Here is a 19766-nt window from a genome sequence, read left to right on the forward strand (position 1 = left end):
TCAATGATATGTCTATGCAAAGCATAAAAATACAGTCTTTAAGCACGGAAAATTTTCTGCCTTTTGGAGAAGTCATTGCCTGTCAGGGTAATCATTATTTTCATATCAATGAGCAGCAGACTGAGCGTTATCATGCCCTGTCTGAAGTAGAAAGTGATGCCAAGGTTGGACTGAGTATTTTTAGAAATATGCAAGCTACGGCAATTCCTTTTCAAATCTTAATGCTGGAAAGGCATCCTCTAGGATCACAGGCTTTTATTCCGATGCACGGCCAGCAATTTTTAATCGTTGTAGCGCCTGAACTTGATTATACACAGCCCGATATTAGTCAGATTCAGGTATTTATCAGTGATGGTTCTCAAGGGATAAATTATCGTGCCGGAACCTGGCATCATCCATTATTGACCCTTGAAGCACCCAGCGAGTTTGTCGTAGTGGATCGTATAGGTAGCGGATCAAATTGTGATGTTCATCCTTTTCCTGAAAACATCCAGATCGTATTTTAAACGCATTAAAAAAAGCCCTTTTATCAGGGCTTTTAACTTATTTCTTCATCACTTTGCCTAGAAGTGATATTTCACTAAAGCACTGACATTATTTTCATCGGCATTTGGGATACCGAATTTGTTGTTCCAGATAGAATGTTCAATTCCCAGATATAAATTGGTTTCTGGAGAAATGTGTTTACCGACATTCCATTTCCATTGGGTGGTCCAGTTCATCTCGCTGTCATGATCATCCTCTTCTGTTGACCAGTCCAAGAAGCCATCCACCAGAAATTCTTCAGTTCCCAGTTTAATTGGCACGCCATAGGTCAGTGTCAACTGGTAATCATCATCAATATTCTCATTATTCACGCGATAAAGGTTAATGCTGGCATAACGGAAATATGGAATATCCAGATCGAAACCTACGCCGTACAGGAAGTTATCAAAACCCTCTCCACCTTCCCAGGTCGTTGAAACCAGTACATCTTTAACCGGACCAAAGGCAAGCTTCTGACCCGACACTTCACCCAAGCTCAAACGTGGTGAAAATTCAAAATAACTTGATTTAAAGTCATCTGCACCGCGCATACGGTCAATGAAGAAGAAGACATCTGCATATTTTACTTTTGCCGTATATTCAAAGGTCGCAGTCGCCTGTTTCTCATCGACCACCTCATAGTTTTCTCCATAAAGTCCGGTGACACTGAAGTCTTGCCAGATCGGTTTTGCCTGTGCGGATGCCGCACCCAATACAAGTAATGTTGCAGCAGTAAGTTGAGTGAATTTCATAAATAAGGGTCCCCAATGGAATGAAAGAATCACATTCTGAATTAAGCAAAAACAAAGCCAACATTTTTAATTTTTGATAAAAAAACAGCCCATTTTCTGGACTGTTTTCATCCTGGTTTAAATTTTCTAATGTGGAATCTTTGCCACAATTTCTGTAGTCGCTGTGCTTTTATTTTTAAATAGGTTCAGATGATTGAACAACAGGTTGAGTAAAATGGCCATTAAGCAGGTTGAGCTAATCCCCGAATGAAACAAGGTTTGCACCCATTTTGGAAAGTTGGCATAAAAGGAATGATCAATAATGGGAATCATGCCGGCTGCAATAGCCGTCGCAACAATGATAAGATTTTTTTGCTCGTTATAATCAATTTTAGCCAAGGTACGAATCCCGCTTGCAGCGACTGTTCCAAAAAGTACCAGACCTGCACCACCTAATACCGGTACAGGAATGGCAGCAATCAAACGTCCCATAATTGGCAGTAAACCCAACACGACTAAAATCATGCCCCCAGCTGCGACCACAAAGCGGCTTTTAATTCCGGTAATCGCCACCAAGCCGACATTTTGCGCAAAAGCACTTTGCATGAATGACCCAAAAACAGGCGCCATCGCACTCGATAACATATCGGCACGCAAGCCATTCGAGATACGATCCGCATCCACTTTGGTACCTACAATCTCACCCACTGCAATGATATCTGCTGTGGTTTCGGTCATAATCACGAGAGTAACGATGAGCATGGAAATAATGGCTGTGAGCTCAAAAGTCGGTAGTCCAAAGGCGAAGAAGCTAGGTACCTGAATCCATGTCCCAGTCGCAACTTTAGAGAAATCACCAAAACCGAATAAATAGGCCAGTACTGAACCTAAAACAATTGCTAGAAGAATAGACAAGCGACGGATAGCGGCCTGTCGGCTCAAATTCAGGCAAATTACTAAAGCCAAGGTCATCAATGCCAGACCAATATTCTCGACACTTCCCCATTCTGGTGCCTTGGGATTGCCGCCCATCATCCAGCGGACTGCCACCGGCAATAAAGACAAACCAATGATAGTAATGACGCAACCGGTCACGACTGGTGGAAAGAAACGGATAATTTTGGAAAAATAAGGTGCGAGGAAAAAACCGATCAATGATGCGACAATGACTGCACCGTAGACGGCTTGCAAACCACCGCCTGTAGTCACAATCGCCACCATCGTTGCGACACCGGCAAAAGAAACCCCTTGCACCAAAGGTAGTTTTGCACCGATATATTTCACCCCAACGGTTTGCAAAATTGTGGCTAAACCACCGACAAATAGCGCCGCCGCAATCAATAATCCAATTTGATAAGCTTCTAGGCCGGCTGCTGTTCCCACGATTAAAGGTGGTGCAATAATTCCACCATACATGGTCAGTACGTGTTGCAAACCATAAGCTGCACTTTTCCCCGCACCTAAATATTCATGTTCAGGTGATATTGTTTTACTTTGTTCTGTCATTTTTCTCACCCTCAAAGTCTAAATATAAAATCAGCTTCCGCGATATGTGGAGTACGCGAATGGGCTGATCAGTAAAGGAATATGAAAATGCTGGAATGCATCTTTCACATAAAAATGAATAACTGCTTTAGGAAAAAAAGTTTCTAAACCCAAACCTTCAAAATAAGCAGATGTAAAAAACTCAAGACTATAGATACCTGTTTTTAAATCGACTATGCCAAAATCACTGACGCGACCGTCTGTATTGGTTTTTGTCTCAGCAAGCAAGCGACCGTCTTCAGCAAAAAGTCGTACCACCACGTCTGTCGCAGGTTTTCCCAGATGTGTATCTAAAATATGCGTGCTAATCATGCATGAAGCTCCTGAGCCAGTCGTGACAAGGCAATTTCTGCCAGTTGATGATGGACAATACGTTTCTCAATCTCTGGATCATTTAGCAAACGATAGTTCAGGGCTTGAAGGACGTCTTCACTGCTCAATCCAGCAGCTTTGATCAGAAAGATAAACCCATATTTTTTTTCATAGGCAAGATTGCCTTTAAGCAGCGCGAGCTGGGTATCGTCATCTGCTGTAATGCCGGATTGCTCACGATGGGAAAAGTCTTTTTCTATTTCACTTAATTCAGCCTGTGCCTGTTTTTCACCTATACGGGGATGATTATCCAGTGCAGTTTTAATCTCATCCCAACTCCAGGTCGCCGCCTGTTGGTTCGCTGCACTCAAAACATCCTCAAGCGATGCATAAGGACGTTTTGCGGCAAGCTCGGTCGACCAGCTGGGTATTTGCACACAGTGCTTTAAAAAGATCATCGCATCTTCTGCTGATGCTTGATTAAATTCAACAAGTTGCACTATTCAATCGCCTGTTTATATTGCTTGGTTATTTAAAACTGGTTTTGCAATAACAGTGCCAAAGCTGATGTGTTTGTTATTTTTATAAAGTACATGACTCAAAAAAGAGCATCTAAACTGATCTTTTCCAATATATTTTATGATTATGGCGCATGATGGTTATACCAGTGCTCGGCAATATCCCCACGACGGCAAATCCAGACCTTGTCATGATTTTGAATGTAGTCCAGGAACTTTTGTAGAGCTTTAAAACGTCCCGGCCGTCCTAAAATACGGCAGTGCATGCCAATCGACAGCATTTTTGGCGCAGTTTCGCCTTCGGCATAGAGCACATCAAAAGCATCTTTGAGATATTGATAAAACTGTTCCCCGCTATTAAAACCGCCAGGTGAACTGAATTTCATGTCATTGCTATCCAGGCTATAAGGAATAATCAAATGCGAACGTGTTTCCCCTGCCTGATTGGTCAAGGTGCTCCAAAATGGCAAGTCATCCCCATAGTAATCAGCATCATATTTGATTTGAGGAAAATCAGCCAGAAGTTGACGGGTATTCGGACTGTCCCGACCGGTATACCAGCCGATCGGTGCTTCACCAAACAGGCTTTCCAGAACGCTGACCGCCTGATCCATATATTGGCGTTCCATTTCAATCGGCATGTCCTGATAATGTAGCCAGCGCTGACCATGTGAAACGACATCATAATGAGCTGATTTAATCGCCTCTACCACATAAGGATTACGTACCAATGCCATGCCGACCCCAAAGATAGTCATCGGCAAACCACGTTTCTGGAACTCCTGATGAATCCGCCAGAAGCCAGCACGTGAACCATATTCGTACATCGAATCCATCGACATATGTTTGTCTGGAAAGCTGGCAGCACCAATAATTTCAGATAAAAACTGTTCTGATCCCGTATCACCATGTTCAATGTGGTTTTCACCACCTTCTTCATAATTCAGCACAAACTGTACCGCGACACGCGCGCCGTTTGGCCATTGCACTTTTGGTAGTTCGCCATGATAACCAATCAGGTCACGCGAATAAGGTGCACTGCGAATGCTCTCGATAAGTTCTTGTCCGCGTAAGTAGCTAGTCGTCACATCAATTCCTTGTCGATTCTAGTAAATGATCAATGGTCTATACGCGTGATAAGCAATTTATGCGCCAAAGTAGAGCATTGAAATTGAGAGCACGCTTTTTAAAAAATATTTTCAGCGAGATTTAAGCTTAGAAATATCCCATCTCAATATTTGCGTAGTTGAACATAAAAAACCTGGAAAGTTGCTTATTTTGTTTTTAATCGCTGGTCAGTGTTCTGATTTACGCAATCCTATATCCTGTTAATTGAAATTTCATAGAACACCTTGCTGTTTTATAGTCCAGCTAAAGGTCACGACACAGAATCCATTATGAATACAAATATCGCCACGTTTAGTCCCGACTTACCCGTCCATATGACATTCGAGGAACATGACTGGCATCTTTTGGCTCAGTACTGGTATCCGATTGCACTTGCGCGTGATATTACAGATCAGCCAACAAGTAGTATGCTGCTTGATATGCCGCTGGTGATTTATAAAATGAACGATGAACTGGTGGTGGCGAAAGATGCATGTCCGCATCGCGGTGTACCTTTAAGCTTGGGAAAAAATGACGGCCAAGGCGTGGTGTGTCGTTATCACGGTTTACGCTTTGGCAGTGAAGGTAAATGTAACCGTATTCCTGCACATCCTCAGCATAAAATATCGGAGCGCTTCCATCTAAAAACTTATGCTGCGGTAGAAAAATATGGTCTGATCTGGTGTTCGTTAAGCGCTGAAAAGGATGCAGAACCTCATATTCCTCATATGCCTTTTTGGGATGATGCTGAGTATCAGCAACTGGTCTGCCCTCAGATAGACATTCAATGTTTTGCAGGAAGACAGCTCGAAGGTTTTATTGATGTGGCACATTTTGCCTGGGTGCATCCCGATACTTTTGGTGATCCGGAGGATGTAGAAGTTCCTGATTACAGTACGACAGAAACGGATGTTGGTTTTAATGCAGATTATATCAGTAGTGTGGGACGTTATCCGATCGGAACAGAGCAGCGTGGCCAGGAAGATTTTAAATGGTTACGTCATTTTGAAGTGAGCCTACCCTTTACTGCAACCCTTACGATTCATTTTCCGAATGATGCCAAGCAGGTCATCATGAATGCGGCTTCACCGATGACTGCACGTTCAACACGACTTTTTGCGCCTATTTGCCGCAATTATGATAAAGATTTACCGGTTGAAGATGCCTATGCATTCAATATGAAAATTTTCGAGGAAGATCGTGTGATTGTAGAAAATCAGAAACCTGAATATTTACCTCTGGATTTATCTTTAGAAGCGCATTTTCCGGCAGATCGGAGTTCAAGCATGTACCGAAAATTACTACGCAAACGGGGATTTAGTCCTTTATTTGCTGCTTAAAATTTTATTCAAAAGAAAAGCAGTTATAGGTAGTAAGGGCTAGATATCCCCAGATATTTAAAAAATTACAGGATTATTAAATTTATAAGCTATATGTCGATGTAGGTCTTTAGCCAAACTTATTTTTGGATGAATTGGGTTATATCGTGATTTCTATCAGGATACATCTTGTTATATAGCCTCATGGGTCTTGTATTCTAGTGAAGATAAGGCCTTTTAGAATGGTAAAGAACTTTTAGAAGATAAAATTAGTTTTTTATTAAAATAGGTATATAATAAATAAAATCACCTTACTTTACTATTTTAATAGGATTATGGATCAATATTGCACACTGCAGATTTATCAGGAAGATGAATGGCTTGATTGCGCTATTGTTGAGATTGTCGGTCAACAACAGACTGGATGGCAAGCAGCCACGCGAACATCATATCTGTTTGAATATGCTATTTCTTATATGGATTTAAGCGATGGGCATGCGCTAGCCTATCATTTACCGGTAAATGTGCAAAATACATTGCAATCTACCTGGCCGGCCTTCCTGATGGATTTGTTACCTCAAGGTTATGGTCGTAAAGAATTACTCCGTCAGCTTAATTTTTCTGAAAATACTCAGGAACAAGCAGACTGGGCGCTTTTAAAAGCAGGTGCAGGCAATCCGATAGGTAACTTACGGGTGAAAGAGGCTTATGAATGGCTACAGGGGCAATTCCCTGTTCAGCAGAATCATGGCTTTAGTCTGGACCAAGTCGTAGAACGTCAAGAAAAATTTATTGAATCCTTAGCCTCTTATGGACTTTTTATTGCCGGCTCTTCTGGTATTCAGGGCGAGTGGCCAAAATTACTGCTGACTCAAGGTCATGATGACCTGTTCTATCTGGATCACACGCTGACAGATCATCAGGTCAAGCAGCATTGGCTGGTGAAATTCAGCCGTGGCAGCGATCAGAATTTAGATAAAATTTTGATGCATGAAGCCTTATATATGAAAATTGCCCAGTATCTGGGACTTCGTGTTCATCAGGAACTGGAGCTGCATGGCAAGACTTTATTCATTCCCCGATTCGACCGTAAAGTCATTGATGGGAAGGTTGAAAGAATCGCTCAGGAAAGTATTGCTTCTCTGGGAGGAAAAGCAGGTTTTGGGGTAAGAATGACCCATAACCAGATCTGTAGCCTGCTGATGCAATGCTGTACTGAACCAAAACAGGAAATCTTTGAATATTTGAAGCGTGATCTTGCCAATGTCGCTTTAGGCAATAAGGACAATCATACCCGTAATACAGCGATTCAACGTTTCAATAATGGAATCATTCGACTAACCCCATTATTTGATTTTGCGCCGATGTGGCTACATCCAGATGGTATTGCCCGAACTACGCGTTGGGAGCGAGATGATCATGGTGGTATGCCAATTTGGCATTCAGTCATTGAACAGATTGCCGAAAGCACGATGATTGATCCAAAAGAAATCAAAGCGGTGTTAATCGAACAATTACCACTTTATCAGGGATTACTCGAGCACATGCAGTATCTGCAATTGGCACCTGAAATTCTGGAAAATAGCCAGTATCGAATTGATAATATTTGCCAACAATTGGAGGAGCTGAATTATGGATAAACGCTTCAAGCCACTGACTCCGATTCAACAGATGCAAAAGAGATTGTCTGTACTTGAAACCGTCAGTAACAATCCTGACTGGCCTTTTCATCAGGTTGCTCGCTTCATTCGTACCGAGTTGCACCTCACACTCAACGATATGGCTAAAATTACCAAGATTGCTCCCCAGACTCTACAGAAAATGGAACAACCTGAAGGCAATCCAACACTCAAGTCTATGCAGAAATTACTGGATGCTTTTGGTTTAAAGTTAGAAATCAGGGTTAAATCCTGATGATAATCTGATGCTTTAATTGATATTTAGGGGAATTTTAGAGAAGAAGAATGACTTAACAACTGAAAATATGCCCTCCTCCAATCTGTTTATTGAGTCCTTGCTCCATCGCAGGAATCCCGGTTTAAATTAAACACGGGATTCACTGGAGGCTGATATTTTCTCATCAGTTTTTTAATGAATAAGTTTACTTTTTAAACATCATTATGAAGAAATATCAACACAGAGATATTTCATTTCAAGGTATTCATCCATACCGAATTTAGACCCTTCACGGCCTAACCCTGATTGCTTGACTCCACCAAACGGGGCAACTTCATTAGAGATGGCTCCGGTATTGATTCCCACCATGCCGTATTCTAAGGCTTCGCCTACACGCCACTGACGTGCTGTGCTTTGGGTAAATACATACGTGGCCAGACCGAATTCTGTATCGTTCGCCATCTGAATCGCTTCTTCTTCAGTCTTGAAGCGGAACAGCGGTGCCAATGGTCCAAAAGTTTCTTCTTTTGCTATACGCATCTGCTGGGTGACTTCAGTCAGAAGTGTTGGCTCGAAGAATGTACCGCCCAGACTTGAGCGCTGTCCACCGGTTTTCACCTGTGCACCTTTGCTCAATGCATCGGCAATATGTGACTGCACTTTTTCAATTGCAGCCTCATCAATTAATGGACCTTGGGTAGAAGCTTCATCACGGCCATCACCGACTTTTAGTTTGGCAACGGCAGCCACCAGTTTTTCTACCAGCGCATCATAAATGCCATCTTGTACATAAATCCGGTTCGCACACACACAGGTCTGTCCACTGTTCCGGAATTTACTCGCCATGATGCCCTGTACAGCCTGTTCAAGATTGGCGTCATCAAAGACCAGAACCGGTGCATTGCCACCAAGTTCTAAGGAGAGTTTTTTGATGGTCGGCGCACATTGTTGCATCAGGATACGACCGACTTGAGTTGAACCGGTAAAGCTTAACTTTTTCACGGTTTCGCTTTCACATAAGACCTGACCCACTTCAACCGCATCACCACTGACATGCAGCAATACATCTTGTCGTAATCCTGCGCGCAAGGCCAAAACCTCAAGTGCATAGGCGGTTAAAGGCGTTTGTTCAGCCGGTTTAACCAGCATGGAACAGCCAGCAGCCAGAGCTGGCGCGGCTTTACGGGTAATCATCGCCGCCGGAAAATTCCATGGCGTGATGGCCGCTGTTACCCCAATTGCCTGTTTGATAACTAATAAACGTTGATGGGCAAGCGTTGGCGTCAACACGTCACCATCAATACGGCGTGCCTGCTCGGCAAACCAGCGGATAAAGGAAGCGGCATAACCAATTTCACCACGCGCCTCAGCCAGTGGCTTGCCCTGTTCAGCAGTCAGAATCTGAGCCAGGGACTCTTTATTTTCCTGCATTAGATCAAACCAGGCCCAAAGCACATCTGCACGTTCAAGTGCTGTCTTGGCTTTCCAGGCTTTCTGTGCTTGCTGAGAACGAGCAATCAGCTGTTCTACAGATGCACGGTTATGGGATTTCACCCAGGCCAAAGTGGCTTGAGTTGCTGCATCTTTGACTTCAATATATTCACCCGTGGCAGGCTGATCGAAGCTGATATCAGGATGCTGTAATAAATCTCTATATTGTGCTTGAAGCATGATCATTACTCTTTCATTAGGCTGCGACAGACAGTGCAAACCCTTGTTTCAAGATAGCCAATCCCGCACGGAACTGTTCTGCCGGAATCGTGAGCGGGTATAGGAAACGGATTACATTACCATAACGACCGCAGGTCAGGATTAACAGACCATTTTGCATGGCATGGTTTTGTACAGCTTTTGCCTGTTCCGCAGTTTCAAGCTCAACCGCCACCATTGATCCCAGTGCACGAATATCTTTAACCATGCTAGATGACATTTTCAGTTCATGTAAAACATCAACCAGTTCTGCGCCTAGATCATTCGCTCTTTCACAAAGACCTTCTTCTTGAATGATATCCAGTACCGCATGGGCAGCCGCAACAGCAATCGGGTTACCTGCATAAGTACCGCCCAGTCCACCTGGATTTGGTGCATCCATGACTTCAGCACGACCTACCACGCCTGAGATCGGGAAACCGCCGCCTAGACTCTTTGCCATCGTAATCAGATCTGGCTTGGTCTCATAATAATCCATCGCAAACAATTTACCTGTACGCGCAAAGCCAGACTGTACTTCATCAGCAATCAGTAAAATGCCGTTTTGATCGCATAGTACACGCAAGCGTTTCAGGAATTCTGCAGGCACCACATTAAATCCGCCTTCGCCTTGTACAGGCTCAAGCACAATCGCTGCTACGTCATGCGCAGCAATATCTTCTGCGAAAATGTCTTCGATGCTTTGCATTGCATCATCTACGCTAATGCCTTTGGATTCCACCGGGTAACGGGCATGGAAAACACCACCAGGCATCACCCCAAAGTCGCGTTTATAAGGTGCAGTTTTACCGGTCATGGCCATCGTCATAAATGAACGGCCATGAAAACCATTACCAAAAGTCACAATGCCATGACGGCCAGTATGGGCACGGGCAATTTTAACTGCATTTTCGACAGCTTCAGCACCAGTCGAAAAGAATGAGGTTTTTGCAGCACCCTGGATGGGAGCGCGTGCATTGATACGTTCTGCCAGAGCAATGTAACTCTCGTATGGTACAACCTGATAAGCTGTATGGGTAAATTTGGTTAATTGTTCAGTGACCGCAGCAATAATTTTAGGGTGGCGATGGCCAGTATTCAGTACGGCGATCCCGCCCGCAAAGTCGATATATTGATTACCTTCTGCATCCCAGATGGTCGAGTTTTCTGCTTTCTCTGCGTACCATTGACACATGACCCCAACACCACGTGGTGTCGCCTGCTGTTTACGTGCATTCAGTGCTGAGTGTTTACTGTCCATTTTGTATCCTCATTCTTGATTCATACGTTGTAAATTTTGCTATCCGGATCTTGGGATAGAAATTTGCCAAAGACTGGCTGATATGGTTCATTTTGCGCTTTTATACGTATGAGACGAGAGCCACTTTGCAGCAGATGGAAGGAGCCAATTGGTCTATTTAAAACGAGTAAAATAGTCAAAATATAAAATTATTTTATTTATAAACAGTTATTTATATTTTTAATAAAAATTGGCTCCTTTTTAAATAAAGAAGCCAATTTAAAAATCCATTGCAAAAATTTAGGATAGGTCATCATGGATTAAATCCAGTCGGTTTAATCAATTAATCCATGTTGCAAAAACTTCGATTAACCCGGATAGATCCCGCGTTCCTGACGTGCCATTAAAATACGTTCACAAGCCAGAATATAAGCGGCTGTACGCAAAGAACATCCGGCCTGAACTGCTTTTTGCCATACATCCTGTACCGCATTTTTCATGCTGGCATCCATACGCTGGTTAATCTCTTCCTCAGTCCAGAAGTAGCTGGCCAAATCCTGAACCCATTCAAAATAGCTGACCGTCACGCCACCCGCATTGCAGATTACGTCTGGCACCACGGTAATATGACGTTCACTCAGAATTTCATCGGCCTCAGTCAATGTTGGACCATTGGCACCTTCTAGAATCATTTTGGTCTGAATATTTTGCGCGACCTGAGTATTAATCACACCTTCCAGCGCTGCCGGAATAAAGACTTCGGCGGGAATGGTCCAGAAAGCTGATGCAGAAATTTCATCGTTGGTAGAAAATCCCTGAATTTTATGGTGGGTATTTGAGTATTCAAGCAGCTTTTTAATATTAATCCCCTCTTCTTGATACAGGGTGGCAGAATGGTCCTGAACACAGATCACTTTGCTGCCATTTTCCTGGAAAAGCAGCGCAACTTCACTCCCGACATTACCGAAACCCTGTACACAGACCCGGGCATCTTTTAAATCCAGACCGATTTGCTGGGCAACTTCACGTCCGCTAATAAATACGCCGCGACCTGTAGCCTTACTGCGGCCCAAAGACCCCCCTAAATGAACCGGCTTTCCGGTCACTACACCAGTAATCGTAGAACCCGCATTCATGGAAAACGTATCCATCATCCAGGCCATGATTTGCGGATTGGTTCCAACATCCGGCGCCGGAATATCTTTTTGCGGTCCAATAATTAAATTGATTTCTGCCGTATAACGTCGGGTCAAACGTTCCAGTTCGCGCTTGGAAAGCTGGCTCGGATCAACTCGCACACCGCCTTTGGCACCGCCAAAAGGTAAATTTAGAGCAGCACATTTGATCGTCATCCAGGCCGACAGAGCCATCACCTCATCTAAATTGACATCTGGATGAAAACGCACGCCGCCTTTGCCTGGACCGCGAGTTAAATTGTGCTGAACACGATAGCCTTCAAAATGCTGAACCGTACCATCATCCATGATGACCGGAACATCGACAATCAAACTGCGCTTTGGGCGTCGCAGCATGTCCAGTCGTTCACTCAGCTCACCCAGATAAGGCGCTACTTTATCCAGTTGCTTAAGATAATTGTTCCAGGCCGTTGTACCTTGCTCGGTATAGGTCAATCCTTTCATCATCATGTTCATTCTATGATCCTTTTGTTATATGCAGTCGTATGTCCTGGCGGCTGCAACACATCTCTATTCGGCTGTTATGGCAATCATTGCTTGATTCAGGTCTTAGTTCAGCGAGCTCCAAACAAAATCAGTATCTAGATTTTCCGCTTTAGTTTTAATCGGTATCTGTGTATATTGCCTGCCCGCCTGTATGCTCGCATTCAAGCCGCAGGTACATGATCAAAACGCATACAAGACACTTTACAATGACTGCCTGATCAGACTATTTTGCACCTAGCAATACCGCTCTCACGAGAGCCATTTCAAATTTGTAGGAGAGAGCCAATTGCGTAGCTTGCTTGGAGATTATTTACTGCAGCGATTGCAGCAAGATGTCACAGGAACATTACAGATGCGCCTGTTCCGCTGCTTGCGTAACGCGATTATTGATAGCGTATTGGCTCCCAAAACCCGCTTGCCTGCATCACGTGATCTGGCTAAAGAGATTCAGGTATCACGTAATACGGTGTTAAATGCCTATGAACAATTACAGGCACAGGGTTATGTTGATGCCCGTACCGGTCAAGGTACCTGGGTAGTAGAGAAATTACCCGAATCCTTTTTGGTGAAGGCAGAACAGAATTCTCCTACTATTCCGGAAAAAAAAGCGCAGCAAAATTACAATCTGTCGCAACGCGGCTCCTACTTGCTCGGTTATTCCGCAGCTTCGCCTTATCAATGGGGAGCCTTTGTACCGGGTGCACCCGATGTAACCGAATTTCCGCATCATATTTTCAGCAAAATCCAAACGCGTTTGAGCCGTGAACCTCAAGTCAACAACCTGATTTACAGCAATGCCGGTGGCTCCCTGGAACTGCGTCAGGAGCTAGCGGAATATCTGAAAATTGCCCGTTCAGTGCAGTGCGATGCTGATCAGATCATTATTACCGAAGGCACCCATCAGGCAATTGACTTAGTCTCGCGTACTTTAAGCGACATAGGCGATGAAGTCTGGATCGAAGATCCGGCCTATTGGGGCGCGCGTAATATTTTACGAATTAATGGCGTCAATCTACGTTCCTTACCGGTGGATCAGGAAGGGATTATTCCCGATCTGCATCCCAAGAAACCACCTAAACTGATTTTTGTGACGCCGTCGCATCAGTATCCTTTGGGCTCACATTTAAGTTTAGAACGGCGCAAACAGTTAATTGCACTCGCACGCCAGCACAATAGCTGGATTGTTGAAGATGATTATGACAGCGAGTTCAGGTTCTCGGGCCAGCCTTATCCTTCTTTACAAGGTTTGGAGCCGGATTCTCCAGTGATTTATATGGGGACGTTTAGTAAGACCATTTATCCAGCTCTGCGCATTGGTTATTTAGTGGTACCAAAACAGCTCTTTTCTTCGTTGCGAATTGTGGCCTCGGAACTTTATCGTGGTGGTCACTTAATCGATCAGCAAACACTGGCTGAATTTATCCGTGAAGGACATTATGAAGCGCATATCCGACGGATGCGTTTATTGTACGGCAAACGCCATGCTTTTTTAATTGACCTGATTCGCCGACATTTAGGTGAAGATTTTCTGCATGAATACAATACCGCCGCCGGTTTACATCTGATTTTAAAATTGCCGAGCAGCAGTGATGATGTCTTGATTGCATCCAAAGCGCTTGAACTGGGAATCAAGGTCAGAGCCTTATCGCAATACTATACCAAACATTATTCCACCCGGCAGAAAGGATTATTACTGGGTTTTGCCTGTGTGAGTGAACAGGAAATTCTGGTGGCTTTCGGGATATTGTTAAAGTGCTTGCGTGAGCATGGAATTCGCACTTTAACTTAGTAAAAACTCAGGGATCAATACAATTATATTTTTAAAATCAAAAAGCTTTCATTTATTTTTAAAAGGAAAGTAAAACCTGCTTTAGCCTGATATTTTAGGTAGGCTTTATTTTTCTGTAAATATTGCCTGCTTATATTTTTTATCTCTTAAGCCAATTGGCTCCTTTGAATTGCTCAAAAATGGCTCTCGTCACTTTACAACAAAAAAGAGAAATTAACTGCATACATGAACAGCATGTAACCGTACTTTAATCAAAGTGTGATCCTGTCTATAGGGCTACAAGGATTTATTTTATTAAGATTAACTTAATATTGGTCAAGCACTGATGAATTCGGTTACAGTTTCAAAGGATAAGATAGCGTAAGCCAAATAAGGAATTTTATTGCCGCTACGCTATTGATATTAAGGGAAATTATATGGCAGAACATCAACATTTCTCCAGTTCCGAATCATCAAACGGCTTAAAAAACGGACTTAAATCACGCCATCTCACCATGATTTCAATTGCCGGTGTCATTGGTGGAGCACTCTTTGTCGGCTCCGGTAATGTTATCTATTCTGCAGGGCCGGCTGCACTCATTGCCTATACTCTAGGTGGACTATTAGTTTTACTCATCATGCGTATGTTGGGAGAAATGGCAGTACTGAATCCCGACAGCGGTTCATTTTCAACCTATGCAGATCGTGGAATCGGGCGCTGGGCCGGATTTTCTATCGGCTGGTTATACTGGTCTTTCTGGACGTTGCTCATGGGCTGGGAAGCCTTTGTCGCCGGGAAAATCCTAAATAGCTGGTTTCCATTTATCCCGATCTGGGGCTATATGCTTCTGGTCACTGTAGCACTGGTCTGGATTAACCTCCGTGACGTAAAAAATTTTGGTGAATTCGAGTTCTGGTTTGCCCTGATCAAAGTCATTGCCATTGTACTGTTCCTGGTATTTGGCAGCTTGGCTGTGATGCACCTGTGGCCTTGGGGCGATGCCTCTATGCTCGGTGGTACAACTCATCTAACCGCTCAAGGCTTTATGCCCAATGGCTTTTCATCGGTGATCACTGCCTTACTGGGTGTAATGTTTGCTTATATGGGAGCAGAGATTGTCACCGTAGCAGCAGCTGAAACCAAAGATCCAGCCAAGGAAATTCGTAAGGCCGCTAATTCAATTGTATGGCGTATCATTTTATTCTATGTCGGTTCAATGTTGATTACGGTTTGCCTGATTCCACACAATAATCCTTTATTGAAAGATCCGACCTGGGGTACGTATAGTGTGGCCCTTACCGCACTCGGTATTCCGGAAGCGCGCCATATTGTTAATTTTGTCGTGCTCACCTCGGTATGTAGCTGCTTTAACTCCGCACTTTATACCTGTTCACGCATGGTCTATTCCCTCTCGAAACGTGGAGATGCACCAAAGAGTTTCGGTTTAACCAACCGCAATAACAGCCCATGGGTAGGTGTCATCTTTTCAAGCCTGTTTTCTTTCGTGGCGATTTATCTGACTGCCACCGAAAGTATGAATATTTATGATGTCTTGATGTTAGCGACGGGTACCGTATCTTTATATGTCTATCTTGCTATTGCCATTTCTCAGCTTAAGTTACGTAAAAAACTGGAAGCTGAAGGACAAAATATTCCATTCAAGATGTGGTTATTCCCATGGCTCACTTATCTGGTCATTATCTTTATTGTCGGCGCTTTAATTACCATGATTATTGAAGGAACCTATTTTAAAGAAGTGGTTTATACCAGTGTGCTTGCATTATTTATTGTGGGCTTAGGCATCTGTGCACAAAAGTTTAACTGGGGTAAAGCCTCAGCCAAAAAGGAAAAGGCAGCACAGGCCAGAATTAATTTAAGTGATAATCTTTAATTTATTTCTATAGAAATTTTTTAAACACATCAGAATGAATAAATAAATGGAGAGTTAAAAAACTCTCCATTTATTTTATATACAAGCCCAGTAAAAAAGGCCTATGTATGTCTAGATTTTAAATCTCCGTTGATACCTCACCTTTCCTAATCAAATTTCACCTTTCAAGACCACCTCAGCTATCAAAGTGTAGCCAGAAGCTGTTTCATCAGCTTTTTCTGTTCTGGTTGCTCAACCTGATCCGTTTCAACGAATAATTGATAAATCTCGAATACATTCTGTTATGAAATGTTGAGTCCAGCCTCATTTTGCCTAAAAGCTTCTAATATATTTTTTCTTATATGGCCACAATCATTGGAATTGGAAAAGATATGAATCATTATCCTGAAACCCCAGCTTCAACTGAAACACAAGACCATCAACCGGGTGTGCAAACCAAAATGGACCCTGCACCGGAAATTATTAAACCGCATTATAAAGGCAGTGAAAAATTAAAAGGCAAAGTTGCCTTGATTACTGGTGGTGATAGCGGAATTGGCCGTTCTGTATCGGTCTTATTTGCTCGCGAAGGTGCCGATATTGCCATTTGCTATTTGGATGAAGATCAGGATGCACGGGACACCAAAAAAATGGTGGAAGATGAAGGCCGCCGTTGTCTGCTGATTCAATGTGATTTACAAGATCAAGATGAAATCAAGAAAATGGTGGAAAAGACCCTTCAGGAATTTAAAACGATTAATATTCTGGTCAATAATGCCGGGGTTCAATACCCGCAAGAAAGTATTACCGATATCTCGCCCGAGCAATTACTTAAAACATTTAATGTGAATATTCTATCGATGTTCCACCTGACTCAGGCGGTGATTCCGCATATGCAAGAAGGTGATAGCATTATCAATACGACGAGTATTACCAGTTATCATGGTCATGACCAGCTGATTGACTATGCGAGTACGAAAGGTGCCATCACCACATTTACCCGAAGCCTTTCCACCAATTTATTGAAAAATAAAACCGGCATTCGTGTCAATGGGGTCGCGCCAGGTCCCATCTGGACACCATTGATTCCGAGCAGCTTTGATGAAGAACAGCTCAAAGATTTTGGTAAAAGCACCCCAATGGGTCGTATGGGCCAGCCGAGTGAAGTAGCACCGGCGTATTTATTCCTGGCCAGTGAAGAAGCCAGCTATATTTCAGGTCAGGTGATTCATGTGAATGGCGGCAGTATTATTAACGGCTAATTTGGCACAGAAGATAGCGGTTCTAGCTGACCGTTATCTTCATCTATTTAATCTTTAGATTTTCATATTTTAAAAAATTAGGTTTTTATAAAATGATTCCAACAAATACTTACCCTTGTAAAAATAAGCTCTTGTTATAGTAATTTCAGCCAAACCTGATGAGGATATTAAGATGCCTAGAGGTGACAAATCAGCTTATACCGATAAGCAGAAACGGCAGGCCAAACATATTGAAGAAAGCGAAAAAGCGCGTGGGCTTTCTGAAGAAGAAGCCGAACGTATCGCTTGGTCGACGGTCAATAAACAAGACGGTGGCGGCAAGAAAAAGAAAACGTCCCCCTAAATAGAATTCATGTCGATGAAAGTATGGGACAGATACAAAGACCCTCTATAATTAAATTATAGAGGGTCTTTTACCATCAGCTTTAAGTAATATTTTCGATACGCTGCTGAGTCCATGCTGGCCAGATCTTTTGCAAGGTCTTTTCAAATTTTGCATTCTCAGTTCGCCATTGTGGATTTTTGTCCTTATCAATAATCAGCGCACGAACCCCTTCAATAAAATCGCCCTGCTCTAACCAGACATCCTGCAAGTCCCGTTCTAGCTGCATACATTTTTCCAGCGACAAATTCTGTCCGGCTTGCTGTAACTTCAGGCTGGTCTGTTTTGCCATCACCGGACGCTGCTGCAAAATGGTCAGCATTTTATTGGCCCATTCCTGATTAGTTGCACTACTTGCATGAGCAAGGCTCTGTTCAATCTCCTCCAGGTGTTGATAGCCAAAATGCTGATTAATCAGATCTGCACGTTTTTGCAGCTCGCTTTCTACCGGATGCGTAATATAGGAACTAATGATCTTTTGAATCTCAATCGGGTTTAATACCGGTGCTGCAATCAATGCTGCTTCTAATTCAGCAAAACGCTCACTCGGCACATGATAATCCACCAGATCCAGATACAGCGCATCACTGCTACTGATTTGCTCACCAGTCAATGCCATATAGACACCGACGTCATCCAGTCGGGACAGAAAATGGGTAGCACCGACATCGGGGAAAAAACCAATCGCAGTTTCTGGCATGGCAAAACGTGATTTTTCACTCGTAACTTTGATATGACAGGCTTGAGCCAATCCAAAGCCTCCGCCCAGTACATAGCCATCCATCATCACGATCACGGCCTTTGGAAAATTACGCAAGGTGCTCAGCATCTTATATTCAGTGGCAAAAAAATCCTGATATTGGGTATTGCCGGCCTGATAGCTGTCATACAGATAGCGGATATCTCCTCCGGCACAGAACGCCTTGGGACTGTTGGAATTGATCAGAACCGCTTGTACCTGTGGTTCATGCAGCCACTGATCGAGTTGCGCCTGAATGCCCTGAATCATCGCCAGGGTTAAGGCATTTAAATGGCTGGTGCGGTCCAGGCTGATAATGCCCAGCCCCCCTGCGACCCGAATCGCTAAATTATTTTCATCACTCATTCTTTTTGTTCCTATTATGAATTTCTTATTGATGGGTAAATTTGGCTGGGCGTTTTTCCACAAAGGCCTGCATGCCTTCCTTTTGATCGGAACCTGCAAAAATGGAATGGAATACCCGGCGTTCAAAGCGCAGGCCTTCAGCCAGGCTCACTTCAAAGGCCCGATTAATTGATTCTTTAATCATCATCACGGCAGTAAGCGACTTTTCAGCAATTTTCTCGGCAGCTTGCAGGGTTTGTTCCAGCAATTCTTCCTTGGCAAAAACCCGAGCGACCAAACCACTTTGTTCCGCTTCCTGCGCCCCCATCTGCCGTGCAGTCAGGCACATTTCCATGGCTTTGGCCTTACCAATCGCCAAGGTTAAACGCTGGGTCCCGCCAATGCCGGGCAACACGCCTAAGGTAACTTCAGGCAAACCAAATTTTGCATTATCAGCGCAGTAAATAAAGTCGCACATCAATGCCAGCTCGCAACCACCACCCAAGGCATAGCCGCTCACTGCGGCAATTAAAGGTTTACGGCGCTGCGCAATCCGGTCGGCCAGACTAAAAAAATCGTCCAGATAAATTTGCGGAAAATTCAGATCTGCCATTTCTTTAATATCGGCACCAGCAGCAAAAGCTTTTTCCGAACCGGTAATCACGATACAACCAATTTCGGGGTCTTTTTCCAGCTGATCAAGAGCCTGATTGACCTCGACAATCAGCTGGTTATTCAGTGCATTTAACGCCTGAGGACGGTTTAAGGTAATCAGTCCAACACCGTTACATTGTTCGAGTAAAATGGTTTGCCATTGCATGATAAAAATCCTTTT

General features: G+C 43.5%; 18 protein-coding genes. 8 read left to right on the forward strand and 10 right to left on the reverse strand.

The window, feature by feature from the left end:
* Positions 1–8: 8 nt before the first annotated feature.
* Entirely contained in the window at positions 9–506 is a 498-nt protein-coding gene (locus Q9R21_RS09690) for an ureidoglycolate lyase (RefSeq protein ID WP_311204350.1), read from the forward strand.
* Positions 507–563: 57 nt separating this feature from the next.
* On the opposite strand, the gene Q9R21_RS09695 is transcribed toward Q9R21_RS09690, so the two are convergent.
* The 5 genes from Q9R21_RS09695 to puuE all read right to left on the reverse strand — a co-directional run bounded on the left by Q9R21_RS09695 (position 564) and on the right by puuE (position 4719).
* On the reverse strand, positions 564–1277 hold the full coding sequence (locus Q9R21_RS09695) for an outer membrane protein OmpK (protein ID WP_180087031.1): 714 nt from the start codon (positions 1275–1277) through the stop codon (positions 564–566).
* A 126-nt stretch (positions 1278–1403) separates the two neighbouring features.
* The gene (locus tag Q9R21_RS09700; protein WP_213687251.1) at positions 1404–2762 is read right to left on the reverse strand and encodes a nucleobase:cation symporter-2 family protein; all 1359 of its coding nucleotides are present in this window, start codon (positions 2760–2762) and stop codon (positions 1404–1406) included.
* A 30-nt stretch (positions 2763–2792) separates the two neighbouring features.
* Entirely contained in the window at positions 2793–3113 is a 321-nt protein-coding gene (uraH, locus tag Q9R21_RS09705; RefSeq protein WP_004280258.1) for a hydroxyisourate hydrolase, read from the reverse strand.
* A complete protein-coding gene (uraD, locus tag Q9R21_RS09710) occupies positions 3110–3613 on the reverse strand; it encodes a 2-oxo-4-hydroxy-4-carboxy-5-ureidoimidazoline decarboxylase (protein WP_005262968.1) in 504 nt (167 codons plus the stop codon). Before uraD ends, uraH begins: the two co-directional genes overlap by 4 nt.
* A 143-nt stretch (positions 3614–3756) precedes the next feature.
* Positions 3757–4719 carry an allantoinase PuuE gene (gene puuE / locus Q9R21_RS09715; RefSeq protein ID WP_191112350.1) on the reverse strand — a complete coding sequence of 321 codons (963 nt, stop codon included), beginning with the start codon at positions 4717–4719 and terminating at the stop codon, positions 3757–3759.
* A gap of 309 nt (positions 4720–5028) precedes the next feature.
* On the opposite strand from puuE, the gene Q9R21_RS09720 reads away from it, so the two are divergent.
* The 3 genes from Q9R21_RS09720 (at position 5029) to Q9R21_RS09730 (ending at position 7971) form a co-directional block, all read left to right on the forward strand.
* Positions 5029–6078, forward strand: coding sequence for a Rieske 2Fe-2S domain-containing protein (locus Q9R21_RS09720; RefSeq protein ID WP_311204351.1), 1050 nt, complete (start codon positions 5029–5031; stop codon positions 6076–6078).
* Positions 6079–6392: 314 nt separating this feature from the next.
* Entirely contained in the window at positions 6393–7697 is a 1305-nt protein-coding gene (locus Q9R21_RS09725; RefSeq protein ID WP_311204352.1) for a HipA domain-containing protein, read from the forward strand.
* Positions 7690–7971 (forward strand): helix-turn-helix domain-containing protein, encoded by a 282-nt coding sequence (locus Q9R21_RS09730; protein WP_004280265.1) that lies wholly within the window; start codon positions 7690–7692, stop codon positions 7969–7971. The genes Q9R21_RS09725 and Q9R21_RS09730 overlap by 8 nt, the downstream gene beginning before the upstream one ends.
* Before the next feature lie 204 nt (positions 7972–8175).
* Here the strand turns inward: Q9R21_RS09730 and Q9R21_RS09735 are convergent, their stop codons facing one another.
* The 3 genes from Q9R21_RS09735 to Q9R21_RS09745 all read right to left on the reverse strand — a co-directional run bounded on the left by Q9R21_RS09735 (position 8176) and on the right by Q9R21_RS09745 (position 12522).
* Positions 8176–9624 carry an NAD-dependent succinate-semialdehyde dehydrogenase gene (locus Q9R21_RS09735; RefSeq protein WP_311204353.1) on the reverse strand — a complete coding sequence of 483 codons (1449 nt, stop codon included), beginning with the start codon at positions 9622–9624 and terminating at the stop codon, positions 8176–8178.
* Between the two features lie 16 nt (positions 9625–9640).
* On the reverse strand, positions 9641–10903 hold the full coding sequence (gene gabT, locus Q9R21_RS09740) for a 4-aminobutyrate--2-oxoglutarate transaminase (RefSeq protein WP_311204354.1): 1263 nt from the start codon (positions 10901–10903) through the stop codon (positions 9641–9643).
* A gap of 347 nt (positions 10904–11250) precedes the next feature.
* A complete protein-coding gene (locus tag Q9R21_RS09745) occupies positions 11251–12522 on the reverse strand; it encodes a Glu/Leu/Phe/Val dehydrogenase (RefSeq protein ID WP_311204373.1) in 1272 nt (423 codons plus the stop codon).
* 328 nt (positions 12523–12850) lie between these two features.
* Here Q9R21_RS09745 and Q9R21_RS09750 point away from each other — a divergent pair, with 328 nt between their 5' ends.
* The 4 genes from Q9R21_RS09750 (at position 12851) to Q9R21_RS09765 (ending at position 17808) form a co-directional block, all read left to right on the forward strand.
* Entirely contained in the window at positions 12851–14353 is a 1503-nt protein-coding gene (locus Q9R21_RS09750; protein ID WP_071850689.1) for a PLP-dependent aminotransferase family protein, read from the forward strand.
* 416 nt (positions 14354–14769) lie between these two features.
* Complete coding sequence (locus tag Q9R21_RS09755) at positions 14770–16224, forward strand: amino acid permease (protein WP_311204355.1); 1455 nt, start codon at positions 14770–14772, stop codon at positions 16222–16224.
* A 371-nt stretch (positions 16225–16595) separates the two neighbouring features.
* Entirely contained in the window at positions 16596–17465 is an 870-nt protein-coding gene (locus Q9R21_RS09760; protein WP_004280275.1) for an SDR family oxidoreductase, read from the forward strand.
* Between the two features lie 172 nt (positions 17466–17637).
* Positions 17638–17808 (forward strand): hypothetical protein, encoded by a 171-nt coding sequence (locus tag Q9R21_RS09765; RefSeq protein WP_311204356.1) that lies wholly within the window; start codon positions 17638–17640, stop codon positions 17806–17808.
* Positions 17809–17890: 82 nt separating this feature from the next.
* Here the strand turns inward: Q9R21_RS09765 and Q9R21_RS09770 are convergent, their stop codons facing one another.
* Both Q9R21_RS09770 and Q9R21_RS09775 read right to left on the reverse strand, forming a co-directional pair.
* Positions 17891–18952, reverse strand: coding sequence for an enoyl-CoA hydratase/isomerase family protein (locus Q9R21_RS09770; protein ID WP_311204357.1), 1062 nt, complete (start codon positions 18950–18952; stop codon positions 17891–17893).
* 25 nt (positions 18953–18977) lie between these two features.
* Positions 18978–19751, reverse strand: coding sequence for an enoyl-CoA hydratase (locus tag Q9R21_RS09775; RefSeq protein ID WP_311204358.1), 774 nt, complete (start codon positions 19749–19751; stop codon positions 18978–18980).
* Between the last annotated feature and the right edge of the window lie 15 nt (positions 19752–19766).

Origin of the sequence: Acinetobacter sp. RG5, from assembly GCF_031844265.1 — a bacterium.
Lineage (GTDB): Bacteria > Pseudomonadota > Gammaproteobacteria > Pseudomonadales > Moraxellaceae > Acinetobacter.

Coding starts and splice junctions, on each gene's coding strand:
- Q9R21_RS09760 (WP_004280275.1), top strand. CDS start 16,596: ATGAATCATTATCCTGAAACCCCAGCTTCAACTGAAACACAAGACCAT.
- Q9R21_RS09775 (WP_311204358.1), bottom strand. CDS start 19,751: ATGCAATGGCAAACCATTTTACTCGAACAATGTAACGGTGTTGGACTG.
- Q9R21_RS09725 (WP_311204352.1), top strand. CDS start 6,393: ATGGATCAATATTGCACACTGCAGATTTATCAGGAAGATGAATGGCTT.
- gabT (WP_311204354.1), bottom strand. CDS start 10,903: ATGGACAGTAAACACTCAGCACTGAATGCACGTAAACAGCAGGCGACA.
- Q9R21_RS09695 (WP_180087031.1), bottom strand. CDS start 1,277: ATGAAATTCACTCAACTTACTGCTGCAACATTACTTGTATTGGGTGCG.
- Q9R21_RS09770 (WP_311204357.1), bottom strand. CDS start 18,952: ATGAGTGATGAAAATAATTTAGCGATTCGGGTCGCAGGGGGGCTGGGC.
- Q9R21_RS09735 (WP_311204353.1), bottom strand. CDS start 9,624: ATGCTTCAAGCACAATATAGAGATTTATTACAGCATCCTGATATCAGC.
- Q9R21_RS09755 (WP_311204355.1), top strand. CDS start 14,770: ATGGCAGAACATCAACATTTCTCCAGTTCCGAATCATCAAACGGCTTA.
- Q9R21_RS09745 (WP_311204373.1), bottom strand. CDS start 12,522: ATGAAAGGATTGACCTATACCGAGCAAGGTACAACGGCCTGGAACAAT.
- Q9R21_RS09720 (WP_311204351.1), top strand. CDS start 5,029: ATGAATACAAATATCGCCACGTTTAGTCCCGACTTACCCGTCCATATG.
- Q9R21_RS09765 (WP_311204356.1), top strand. CDS start 17,638: ATGCCTAGAGGTGACAAATCAGCTTATACCGATAAGCAGAAACGGCAG.
- uraH (WP_004280258.1), bottom strand. CDS start 3,113: ATGATTAGCACGCATATTTTAGATACACATCTGGGAAAACCTGCGACA.
- Q9R21_RS09700 (WP_213687251.1), bottom strand. CDS start 2,762: ATGACAGAACAAAGTAAAACAATATCACCTGAACATGAATATTTAGGT.
- Q9R21_RS09690 (WP_311204350.1), top strand. CDS start 9: ATGTCTATGCAAAGCATAAAAATACAGTCTTTAAGCACGGAAAATTTT.
- Q9R21_RS09730 (WP_004280265.1), top strand. CDS start 7,690: ATGGATAAACGCTTCAAGCCACTGACTCCGATTCAACAGATGCAAAAG.